This is a genomic window from Marinobacter shunpengi (genome assembly GCF_045449695.1).
Taxonomy (GTDB): Bacteria; Pseudomonadota; Gammaproteobacteria; order Pseudomonadales; family Oleiphilaceae; genus Marinobacter.
In genome coordinates this window covers 67,577-78,993 of sequence record NZ_JBJJKZ010000001.1, presented here as the reverse complement: position 1 = coordinate 78,993, position 11,417 = coordinate 67,577, and the positions used below count along the sequence as shown (strand labels likewise).

At 61.2% G+C, this 11,417-nt stretch carries 9 protein-coding genes; 1 reads left to right on the top strand and 8 read right to left on the bottom strand.

Translation table 11 applies throughout. The features are described from left to right. Positions 1-188: 188 nt before the first annotated feature. The 5 genes from ACJO2E_RS00355 to ACJO2E_RS00335 form a co-directional block, all read right to left on the bottom strand. Positions 189-2,051, bottom strand: coding sequence for a HAMP domain-containing methyl-accepting chemotaxis protein (locus ACJO2E_RS00355; RefSeq protein WP_406960787.1), 1,863 nt, complete (start codon positions 2,049-2,051; stop codon positions 189-191). A gap of 273 nt (positions 2,052-2,324) precedes the next feature. Continuing rightward, complete coding sequence (locus ACJO2E_RS00350; protein ID WP_406960785.1) at positions 2,325-3,635, bottom strand: TRAP transporter large permease; 1,311 nt, start codon at positions 3,633-3,635, stop codon at positions 2,325-2,327. Then, positions 3,632-4,186, bottom strand: coding sequence for a TRAP transporter small permease subunit (locus tag ACJO2E_RS00345; protein ID WP_406960783.1), 555 nt, complete (start codon positions 4,184-4,186; stop codon positions 3,632-3,634). Before ACJO2E_RS00345 ends, ACJO2E_RS00350 begins: the two co-directional genes overlap by 4 nt. Before the next feature lie 81 nt (positions 4,187-4,267). Further along, complete coding sequence (gene dctP / locus ACJO2E_RS00340) at positions 4,268-5,311, bottom strand: TRAP transporter substrate-binding protein DctP (protein WP_406960781.1); 1,044 nt, start codon at positions 5,309-5,311, stop codon at positions 4,268-4,270. A 259-nt stretch (positions 5,312-5,570) separates the two neighbouring features. Continuing rightward, positions 5,571-7,028 (bottom strand): amidase family protein, encoded by a 1,458-nt coding sequence (locus tag ACJO2E_RS00335; RefSeq protein WP_406960779.1) that lies wholly within the window; start codon positions 7,026-7,028, stop codon positions 5,571-5,573. Between the two features lie 119 nt (positions 7,029-7,147). On the opposite strand from ACJO2E_RS00335, the gene ACJO2E_RS00330 reads away from it, so the two are divergent. After that, positions 7,148-7,888 (top strand): enoyl-CoA hydratase/isomerase family protein, encoded by a 741-nt coding sequence (locus tag ACJO2E_RS00330; protein ID WP_406960777.1) that lies wholly within the window; start codon positions 7,148-7,150, stop codon positions 7,886-7,888. A gap of 98 nt (positions 7,889-7,986) precedes the next feature. Here ACJO2E_RS00330 and ACJO2E_RS00325 read toward each other — a convergent pair whose 3' ends face one another. The 3 genes from ACJO2E_RS00325 to ACJO2E_RS00315 all read right to left on the bottom strand — a co-directional run bounded on the left by ACJO2E_RS00325 (position 7,987) and on the right by ACJO2E_RS00315 (position 11,305). Next, on the bottom strand, positions 7,987-8,754 hold the full coding sequence (locus tag ACJO2E_RS00325) for a class II aldolase/adducin family protein (RefSeq protein WP_406960775.1): 768 nt from the start codon (positions 8,752-8,754) through the stop codon (positions 7,987-7,989). A gap of 201 nt (positions 8,755-8,955) precedes the next feature. Further along, the gene (locus tag ACJO2E_RS00320) at positions 8,956-10,098 is read right to left on the bottom strand and encodes an acyl-CoA dehydrogenase family protein (protein WP_406960774.1); all 1,143 of its coding nucleotides are present in this window, start codon (positions 10,096-10,098) and stop codon (positions 8,956-8,958) included. Positions 10,099-10,108: 10 nt separating this feature from the next. Continuing rightward, the gene (locus ACJO2E_RS00315; protein WP_406960772.1) at positions 10,109-11,305 is read right to left on the bottom strand and encodes an acyl-CoA dehydrogenase family protein; all 1,197 of its coding nucleotides are present in this window, start codon (positions 11,303-11,305) and stop codon (positions 10,109-10,111) included. Positions 11,306-11,417 lie beyond the last annotated feature (112 nt).

The window sequence follows — 11,417 nt, the reverse complement described above, 5'->3', positions numbered from 1 at the left end:
CGTGTCGGAAGGAGCACCCGGCCTCCGGCGTTTTGCATCACAGCAAGCATGCCTGCGTAATTTGGGGTGCTTCCTGAGACAACGGGTTCGGCGACTTCCCTTCTTGTTGGTGTTTCAGACTCAGGTGTTTGCGCCAAAAAAAGCCGTGAGCCCTTTTAGGTCCACGGCTTTTTCGTTGTTGCCGGGGGTTACAGCCGGAAACGGGCGACCTGACTGCTAAGGTCTTCACCCAGCCGCGCCAGCTCGTTGCTGGAGCTGGAGATCTGATCCGCTGCCGTGGCGGACTGGTCACTGACGTCGCGAATCTGGGTGACGTTCTGGTTGATGTCTTCGGCCACGGACGTCTGCTGCTCGGCAGCGGTGGCGATCTGACTGTTGTACTGGCTGATGTTACCCACCGCCTGGGCAATCTCACGGATGGTCTCGCCGGTGGTGCGGGCGCTGTCCAGGGTCTGCCCGGCCAGCGTGGTGCCCCGCTCCATGGTGGAGACCGAGTTCTCGGTGCTGGATACCAGGTTGGAGATCAGCGTCTCGATCTCCGAGGCTGAACTCTGGGTGCGCTGCGCCAGGGAACGGACCTCGTCGGCCACCACCGCGAAGCCTCGGCCCTGCTCGCCGGCCCGGGCCGCCTCAATGGCGGCATTCAGCGCCAGCAGGTTGGTCTGCTCGGCCACGGACTTGATCACGTCCAGTACCGTGCCGATGTTCTCGCTATCTTTCTGCAGGCCACGCAGGCGCTCCATCACCTGTTCCACCTGACCGTTGAGTTCGCTCACATAGGACAGGGTTTCCTCCACAGCGGATTCCCCGGCCGCCGCCTTCTCGTTGGCGGTATTGGCGGCGCCAAAGGCCTCCTCGGCGCTCTTGGCGACATCGTTGACCGTTGCCACCATTTCGTTCATGGCGGTGGCTACCTGGTCGGTCTGGTCCCGCTGCTGGGTGACCCCCTGGCTGGTCTCGGCGGTCACCGTCGACAGCTCCTCGGCAGAGGAGGCGATGTTGGTGGCACTGGTGTTGATATGACGGACCAGCTCCCGCAGGCTGGTGACCATGGCGCCCAGGGCCGACAACAACTGCCCGAGCTCATCCCCCCGGTTGCTGGTGACGGTCTCCTGCAGGTCGCCGTCCGCCACCCTCCTGGCCAGGGTCACGGCCTGGTGGATGGGGTGGGTGATGCTGCGGGTCAGCAGCCACGCGAGGACCACGCCCAGGATGACGATCACCAGGACCACAATGCCGATAATCGTGGCGGCGGCCTGTTGTTCGTTGACCATCTTCTGCCGCTGGGTTTCCTGTAACTCCACGGCCGTGTCCAGAATACCGCGTGCGGTGTCGATCATCCGTTGCTGTAGCTGCTGGGTCTGGTTCTCGGCGTCCACCACCTCGTTGAAAACCCCCACGTAGCGCGACAACAGGTCTTTCAGTGCGTTCTTGACCTCCTTGTCGAGGAAGGAAGACTCAAGGGTACGGATGGCTCGATCACCGGCGGAGTGGAACTGTTCCACCGCCTCCTGGTCGTTTTCCACCAGGAAGTTGCCTTCACTGCGACGCATCTGCTGGATGGCGGCATTGGTGGCATAGAGGCTGTCCTCGGAGGCAAAACCACTGGTGACACCCCGCACGGCCATTTCCAGTGCTTCCAGTTTCTCGCCCCGCAAGGCCCGGATCTCCACCAGGTCCCGCAATTGCTGGCCATACTCCTCTACCCCTTCCTGGATGCGGGCAACGCGGGCGTCATCTTCCGGCTCCACCAGCCTGGCTTCAAGGGCGCCGGCGACGGCACTGGCCTGCTGGGTGCTTGCTATCGCCGCATCCACGTAGTCCGGATCCCCCCGTAGCAGGAAGTTCTTCTCGTCCTGGCGGGCTTCGAGCAGGCTGGCTTCGATCGAGGAAGCATCGGCCACAATGCTGGCGCGGCTACCAAAATTGGTCAGGGAGACATAGCCGGTGGCACCCACCACGATGGTCAGCAGGATCAGTACGGCGAATCCCAGGCCCAGTTTCATGCCAAGGGAAAGAGTGACATTGGAAAGCTTTTGCAGAGGGGGCATTTCAGGCTCCGGCAAAAATCGTTATTGGAATTAGGTGTCGTAGACCGGTTATCGGCTGCACACACTTATTATTTAGTAGGATGCGAGCGGTCAGGGGTGAGCATCATCAATGTGGTGTACAGCGAAGCAGTAAAACGGGAAGGGGGTGGCCAGGCAAGCGGGTTTTGGTAACAGAGTGCAAAGAGCGGAAGCGGCATCTGCCGTTGCCGGAGCTGTTTGTGCATAAAAAAGCCGGCTCCTGGCGGAGCCGGCTCGTTATGGTGGAACCTGTCCTCAGAAGAACAGATTTGGCAGGTAGGTGACGATCTCCGGGAAGATCATCAGCAGGGCCAGGCCGATAATTTCCACGATGACGAACGGAATCACCGACTTGTAGATGTCCTTCATGGTGATGCTCGGCGGTACGATGCCCTTGAGGTAGAACAGGTTGAACCCGAAGGGCGGCGTCATATACCCGATCTCCATGTTGATCACGAACAGGATGCCGAACCAGATCGGATCGAAGCCCAGGGACTCCACGATGGGCAGGAACACCGGCAGGGTGATCAACATGATACCCACAGGGTCCAGCACCATGCCCAGCAGGAAGGTGATCAGCATCATGGTGATGATGACACCCCAGGGGCCGCCAGGTATGTGCGCCATGAAGCCCTCGATCAGCTGCTGGGCGCCCATGCTCTGGTAGGCGGCACTGAAGGCGTGGGCGGCGAACAGGATCCACATGATCATGCCGGTCAGCTTGAAGGTGCGGACGGACGCTTCCTTCAGCAGCTGGAATTCCAGCTTGCGGTAGACTGCGGCGGCAATGAGGGAGCCCAGGACGCCCATGGCGGCCGCCTCCGTGGGAGTAGTGATACCGCCCATGATGGAGCCCAGCACCATGATCACGATCAGGATCGGCAGGGCCACCGAGCGCAGCGCCAGCAGCTTTTCCCTCATCGTGCCCCGTTCCTCCGGCGGCAGGGCCGGTGCCAGGTGTGGCTGCAGGTTGCTACGGATCAGGATGTAGATAGCGGTCAGCACCATCAGCAGGATGCCCGGCAGGATACCAGCGGCGAACATCTTGCCTACCGACACGCCACTGATCAGCGCGTAGAGGATCATCATGATGCTGGGCGGGATCAGGATGCCCCAGCCGCCACCGGTATTGATCACACCCAGGCACATACTGCGGTCATAGCCCCGTTCCAGCATGGCTGGCAGGGCGATGGTGCCCATGGCCACCACGGCGGCGCCACTGATGCCCACCATGGCGGCGAAGATGGCGCAGATGGCCAGGGTGCCGATAGCCAGCCCGCCGCGCAGACCACCGAACCACAGATGCATGGCACGGTACAGGTCCTTGGCCACACCAGTGCGCTCGAGGATCATCGCCATATAGACGAACAGGGGTATGGCTACCAGGGTGAAACTGCCCATGGTGCTCCAGATCTGGGAGGACACCATGTAGAAGGAGTCGAAACCCCAGGTGAAATAGAGGAACACGACGGAAACGCCGCCCAGCACAAAGGCCAGGGGCAGGCCCAGGAAGACGAACAGCAGCAGCGATCCGAAGAACAGCAGAGTCAGGACTTCAATGCTCACAGTTGCTCCCCCTTCGAATCTTGCTCGGAATGGTCCTCGGGCCGGTAATAGCTGAGGTTGCAGGCAATGGCGATGTCTTCCAGCAGTTTGACGATCCCCTGCAGCAATAGCAGGCCGGCACCCACCGGGATGCAGGCTTTCACCGGCCAGATGGGCGGGTTCCAGGCTGAGTAGGAGGATTCCCAGTTACCGATGGATTCGGTGGCCATGTCATAGCCGAAGTAGAGCAGGGCCAGGGTAAAGATAAAGAACAGGATCGATGTGAATATGTCGATGGCCGCCCGCATGCGTGGGCCGAACATGGAGTAGATCAGGTCAACGTTGACGTGTCCCCGATAGGCCATCAGGTAGCCGCCGGAGAGCACGGCGTAGACACCAAACAGCAGCTGGGTCAGTTCGTTGGTCCATACGGTCGGGGAATTAAAGGCATACCGCAGGAATACTTCCAGCAGTATGAACACGAACATGGCAAACACCAGGAATGACACCGCAACGCCAATGGCCTTGTTGAGTCTGGTGACGCCGTTCATGAATGCGGTGATCGCACGCATGGGGGCCTCCGGGAGGGATCTTGTCGCTTACAATAAAAAACCGGGAGACCGGTCACGGTCTCCCGGCTGGTTCAGTCCGGCTTACAGGTAGCCGAGATCGCTCAGGAAGTCCTTGAGCATGGCCAGGGCTTCGGCAGCCTTGTCGCTGCGTTCGCCTTCCTCATCCCACATGGCCTGGGCGGTCTGGACCAGGTGATCCTGGACCTCCTGTGGCAGGGTGTTCACCTGAACACCTTCCTCGGAGATGGCCTTGGCCAGGGTGATGCGCTCCTTGTACTGGTACTCGTTGGTGCGGTACCAGAACTGCTCGTTGAGCACGTCCTTCACTAGCTGCTGAAGGTCTTCCGGCAGTTCGTCCAGGGCCTTCTGGCTGACGATGATCACGTCGGTGCCGGCGATGTTCAGGGCCGGTTGTACGTGGTGCTTGGCGATCTCGTACAGACCCATGGAGTAGGCACCCTGGGCCGCACCCCAGTGGGCGCCGTCCACAATGCCGGAGTCCAGGGCGGTGTACAGTTCGCCGCCCGGGATGTAGGACGCGGCAGCACCGGCCTCGGTGAGGAACTTCTGCAGGGCACCGGAAGAGCGGATCTTCAGGCTTTCAAATTCCTCCACGCTTTCGATGGGATCCTTGACCACCATTTCAGTGGGGTAGACCTTGTCGGTGGACCAGTAGACGCCGTGCTGCGCGGCTTCTTCCCGCAGCATGTCCTCGAAGCCCAGGCCCTGGTGGAAGTAGGCCGCTTCCCATACATTGCGGAAGGCGAACGGCAGACCGGAGGCGATACCCGCCAGGGTCATCTTGTCAGACGCATAGGACGGGGAGATGGTGCCCATCTCCAGGATGCCGCGACTGACTGCATTGAAGGTCTCCTGGGCCTTGAACAGCGCACCGGCCTCGAACAGCTCAAGCTGGATGCGACCATCGGAGCGCTCCTCAAGCTGTTCCTTGAGTCGGCCCAGGCTGTCCTTGTAGGAGCTGGATGAGCCCGGCCAGTGTGACTGGACTTTCCAGGTAAAGGTTTCTTCCTGAGCGGAGGCGGTACCGGCCATCATGGTGGCGGTCACGCCCAGGGTAAGTGCCGAGGCAAATACCGTGAGTGATTTGCGAATGTTGTTAAGCATTACTTCTTAACCTCTTTGTTGTTTTCCTATGGAGACATCCTGTCTTAATTCCACCTAGCGAAATTTACGACTGCACAATGGATTTGTGTTTCCCAAATTTATCGCAATCGAGCGAGCGTTTGCAATACTGCTCGGGATTCTTTAGTCGATAGGGTGCCCGTTGAAGCCCCTTGAGGGCTTCAGGTCGGGAGCTACCCGCATCACGATAGGCGAATCACTGGAAACATAGCTTATGCAAGCGGTTTTGTCCGGTGATGGATCACTTTCTTTCCAGTTGATCGGGCCATGGCAGGCCTTGTGGAAACAGGTGTTCCTGTATCCTTCGTGCCACCTGAATAAGGGTCTTTTCACTCCAGGCCGGGCCGATAATCTGCGCTGCCCGGGGCAGGCCGTCTGCACCGAAGCCCACCGGGAAGCTGATGGCTGGCAAGCCGACCACCATGGCCACACCCGCCCACACGGTCACATCCAGGTAGGGTTCTTCCCGGCCATTGATGGTCAGGGTACGTGCCATGGCGGATGTGTCCTGGTTATGGGGGAACGGCAGGGTGTTGGTGACCGGGCAGATAAGCAGATCATAATCCTCGAAGAACCGGGCCCAGGTTCTTCGCAGCTTTGCTCGTTCCTCATCCTTTTGCAGCCATTCGCCGTGGGTTTGCAGCGCCCCCCGGGCAAAGCGGTGGGGGTAGTCATCGCCCTCTTCGGCGGCCTTGGTGGCGAGTCGGTCGCGGACCTTCGGCGGCAGTCCCTGGCTCATGGCGCCGCCCAGCAGGTGATAATAGAGCCGGTGGCTTTTCTCCAGGGTCAGTCCTTCCGGTTGGGCATTCTCAAGGGAGGCGCCCAGGGATTTCAGTTGGTCGCAGAACCCTGCCAGGCCGCCAAGCACCTCATTGTCCACCGGCGCCCAGTCGTCGTTGAGCCAGGTGGCGAAACGATAGTCCTGAAGGGGTTGGCTGGCGGCCGGGGGCAGGTTGACCTGCCAGGGCGCCATGTCGTCGTCGGGACCGGCCAGCAGGTCCAGCTCGGCTTCCAGATCGTCCAGATGCCGTGCCAGCGGGCCGCCAACGCCCATGTCCCGCTTGGCGACACTGCCCGGCGCGCCCGGCACATGGCCGCGCATGGGGATCAGCCCGGAAGTGGTCTTGAGACCGTAAATGCCGCAGAAGGCTGCTGGCGTACGGATAGAGCCGCCGATATCGCTGCCCAGTTCCAGAGGCGTCAGGCCGGCCGCCAGCGCCGCCGCGGCCCCGCCGGAGGAGCCGCCAGGGGTCAGGCGGGTATTCCAGGGGTTATTGCTGGTGCCGTAGATGTCATTGAAGGACTGCAGGTCACCGGCGAACTCCGGCACGTTGGTCTTGCCGAAGACAATGGCCCCGGCGTCCAGCAGCCGTTGGACGGCCACGGCCGTGCGGGGTGACACGTGGTCCTGGTATCCCTTGTGGCCCGCCGTGGTGGGCCAGCCCTCGATCTCGAAGGTTTCCTTGATGGTCATGGGGACGCCGTGCAAGGGTCCCAGGTCCTGCCTATTGGCAGCGGCCTGGTCGGCGGCCCTGGCCTGCTCACGGGCCTGTTCCTCCCGCAGGACCACGATGGCATTGAGGTCCGGGTTCAGGCGGCGGGTGCGGTCGAGGAAATGGTCCAGCACCTGTTCGCTGGTGTATTGCCGGGCCTTGATGCCCCGGGCCAGTTCAAACGCAGGTATCTTGTGGAAATCCATGGGGGCTCCGTTGTCGTTGTTCTTGAACGGCGAGCGAATGTTCGGTTTCGCTACGATAGAATATCCCGTCGATTTGTGAAACAGTATTTCGAAATAATCAAACTGGCTCAGGAGGCCCCATGATCAGGACCGACAAGAAAAACGGCTATGTCCATCTGCTGATTTCCCGCCCCGAGAAGAAGAACGCGCTTACCCGCGACATGTACACCGCCCTCTCGGAAGGCGTCGAGAAGGCTGCGGCCGATCCGGACATCCATGCCATTGTAATCAGCGGTGATGGCGGTGTGTTTACCGCGGGTAACGACCTGGACGATTTCCGGGCCCGTGCCACCGACACTTCTCCCAAACCGTCAGCCGGTCTGGCTTTTATCGAGACCCTGATGCACTGCGACACACCGGTGCTGGTGGCAGCGGAAGGCCTGGCCATCGGTATCGGCACCACCATGCTGCTGCACGTGGATGCGGTCTACGCCGGGCGCTCCACCCGCTTCAAGACGGCGTTCGTGGACCTGGGACTGGTGCCGGAGGCGGCGTCCACTGTCACCATGCCCCTGCACCTGGGGGCCAGGAAGACCGCCGAACTGCTGCTGATGGGGGATGTCCTGAATGCGGATGAGGCGGCGGATATCGGCCTCATCAGCCGGGCAGTGGGGGACGGTAAGGCCCTTGCCGAGGCCGTTGCAGCCGCCGAAAAGCTGGCGGGCAAGCCCCGTGAGGCGTTGCGTGCCAGCAAGCGGCTGATGAAGGCGCCCTGGCAGGCGATGACAAAGGACGCCCTGGAGCGTGAGCGCGAGGTGTTCGGCGAGCGGTTGCGCTCAGAGGACTGTCACGCGGCCCTGGCCCGTATGCAGAAGAAATAGCGTCAAAGCTGCAAAAACCGACGGAGGAATCCGTTCCTCCGCCTGTACCGGACCTTTCCGGGTGTGGCGTGCGGCCAGCGAACTAACCGCACGCCACACTAGACCGCGTAGCCCGGGTTCTTGCTGTCCAGCAACCGGGTCAGCGCCGGCCAGGTCAGGGCTGCGGCCTTGCCCAGGGACTGGGACTGCTCGCGGGTGGTCTCGATGGCTTCCTGTGACGGCAGGCAATAGGGCGTTGGCGTTCTCACCTGGATTTCGCAGGCCTTCATCAGGAAGTAGAGATAGGTGAAGCACTCCGGCACCGAGCTGCCCGCGGTGAGGATGCCGTGGTTGCGCAGCATCAGCATGTTCCTGTCACCGATATCCCGGATCAGGCGCTCACGCTCGTCAAGGTTCAGGGCCACCCCTTCATAGTCATGGTAGGCCAGGTGGTCCAGGCACAGCATCGCGGTCTGGCTCAGGGGCAGCAGGCCGTCCTTGTGGGCGGACACGGCGACACTGTCGGCGGCGTGCACATGCATTACCGCGTGGGCGTTGTCCCGGCCCATATGCACGGCGCTGTGGATGGTGAATCCCGCCGGGTTGACCCGCTCAAGACCGCCGGCCTGAACCACCTGACCCTCCTGGTCCACCTTGACCAGGGATGAGGCGGTGATCTCGTGGAACAGCAGGCCATAGGGGTTGATCAGGAAGTGATGCTCCGGCCCGGGCACTCGTGCCGACAGGTGGGTGAAAACCAGGTCGTCCCAGCCAAACAGGGCCACAAGCCGGTAGGCGGCGGCCAGTTCAGTGCGAACCTTCCACTCGGCCTTTTTCAGGTCGGTTGACTCCATGTCATTGGAGCCAGTGATGTTGGAGGCGTTCATACGGCGTTATCCTCTTGTTGTTGATCTCATCAGGTGAGCCTTGTTGTTGGGGGTATGACAGTCTAGCTCTTTTACGGAAGCTTAGGGTAGGTGCCTAATCGACCTGTCCAGGCGTAAAAAAGGGGCGGCACCTTTACCAGGGCCGCCCCGAACGCTCTCCGACTGGAGGAGAGACCCGACAGGTTCTTTTACCGCAGACTCCTAGCCGGCCTGCAGCAGGGAGGCGTAGCGCTCCAGGTGGAAGTCATCGTCGCCCAGCTGGTGGCCGATCATGACCAGGCGCTTGGCGTAGTGTGCGAAGCTGTACTCCCAGGTCATGCCGATACCGCCGTGGGACTGGATGCCCTTCTCGGAGATGAACTGGCCGGCACGGTTGATCACGTTCTTGGCGGCGGCCAGGGTGCGGCGGCGCTCGTCGCTCTGCTCGTCGTCGGCAACACTGGCGGCCAGGATGGCCATGGAGCGGGCCTGCTCCAGCTCGGACATCATGTCCACCATGCGGTGCTGCAGTACCTGGAACTTACCGATGGGCACACCGAACTGCTTGCGCTGCTTCAGGTATTCCAGGGTCAGTTCGTTGGCTTCTTCCATGCAGCCGACAGCCTCGGCGCACAGGGCAGCGATGGCACGGCCGGTCTGGTATTCGATCACGTCAGCGGCCTTGCCTTCCTCGCCCAGCAGGGCATCGACGCCTACCTTGACGTTGTTCAGGAACACATCACAGCCCTTGGCGCCGTCGGCGGTCGGGTAGGTGCGACGCTCAACGCCCTCTGCGTTCGGGTCCACGGCGAACAGGCTGATACCGTCGGCATCGCGCACGTCACCGGAGGTGCGGGCAGACACGATGATCAGGTCGGCACAGTGACCGCCGATCACCACGGCCTTGCGACCGTTCAGGGTGTAGCCGTCGCCGGATTTCTCGGCCTTGGTGCTCACCTCGTTCTGGTTGTAGAACGCCTGGGGCTCCTGCAGGCCAACCGCTACCTTGGTTTCGCCGGTGGCAACACCCGAGAGGTACTGCTCCTGCTGCTCGGCATTACCGGCCTGGCTGAGGATGCCACCGCCCAGTACCACGGATTGCAGGTACGGTTCCAGGCACAGGCCGCGGCCCAGCTCGGTCATGACGGACTGGATCTCGACGCCGCCACCGCCGAAGCCGCCCAGCTCTTCGGAGAAGGGTACGGCGGTCAGGCCCAGCTCACCCAGTTGCTTCCAGAAATCCTCGCTGAAGCCCAGCTCGGTTTCGCTGAATTCAAGACGCTTTTCAAAGCTGTACTCACCGCGGACCAGGCGCGCCACGGTGTCCTGCAACATCTGTTGCTCTTCGCTAAGAGTGAAGTCCATGGTCGCCTCCTTAAAGTCCCAGAATCATTTTGGATACGATATTCTTCTGGATCTCGTTGGATCCGCCGAAAATCGACAGCTTGCGGTTGTTGAAGTACTGAGCGGAGAGCGGCGCGGCGTTCTCGTCGGACAGGAACTCGCCTTCATAGTCCAGGCTCATTTCCTCTTCAACAAACGGGATGGCGTAGGGACCAATGGCGCGACGGGCCAGGTCATTGATGGCCTGGCGGATCTCGGTACCCTTCACTTTCAGCATGGAGCTTTCGGCGCCGGGAACACCGCCGCCTTCAACCGCGGCAATGATGCGCAGGTTGCTGATGGTGGCGGCCATCAGGTCAATCTCCACCCGGGCAATGCGCTGGCTGAAAGTAGGATCTTCCAGCAGCGGCTTGCCGTTCTTCAGGCGGCGGGAGGCCAGTTGCTTGAGGTGGGTCAGGGCCGCCTTGGACAGGCCGATGCCGGCCAGGCCGGTACGCTCATAGGTGAGCAGGTACTTGGCGTAGGTCCAGCCCTTGTCTTCCTCGCCGACCAGGTTCTCAACGGGAACCTTTACGTCCTCGAAGAACACCTCGTTGACTTCGTGCTCGCCGTCGAGGGTAATGATCGGACGCACGGTGATGCCCGGGGTGTTCATGTCGATCAGCAGGAACGAGATGCCTTCCTGTGCCTTCACCTCGGTGTTGGTGCGCACCAGGCAGAAGATCATGTTGGCGTGCTGGCCCAGGGTGGTCCAGGTCTTCTGGCCGTTAACGATGTAATGGTCGCCGTCACGGACTGCTCGGGTCTTCAGCGAGGCCAGGTCGGAACCGGCGCCCGGCTCGGAGTAGCCCTGGCACCACCAGTGCTCGCCGCTGAGGATCTTGGGCAGGTAGTGCTGCTTCTGTTCTTCGGTGCCGAACTTGATGATCACCGGGGCAACCATGTTGACGCCAAACGGGATGGTGCGGGGAACACCGTAGGCACAGGATTCCTCATCCCAGATGTGCTTCTGAACCGGAGTCCACTTCACACCGCCGTATTCCTCGGGCCAGTGGCTGGCGTACCAGCCCTGTTCGGTGAGGATTTTCTGCCAGCGCTGGTGGTCTTCCTTGGTCATCTTGCGGAAACCCTTGACCTTGGCAGCGATGTCGGCCGGCAGCTTTTCGTCCAGAAAAGCTCGCACTTCGTCGCGGAAGGCGAGCTCTTCAGCCGTGTAGTTCATGTTCATGAATCAACCTCTCGGTTCGTCCTAGCGAAAACATATACCGCATAGCAGAATATACCTATGATGGAGGAAGGCCGTTTTCGTGTCAATTCCCCCGGATTTCCATCCGGGGTGG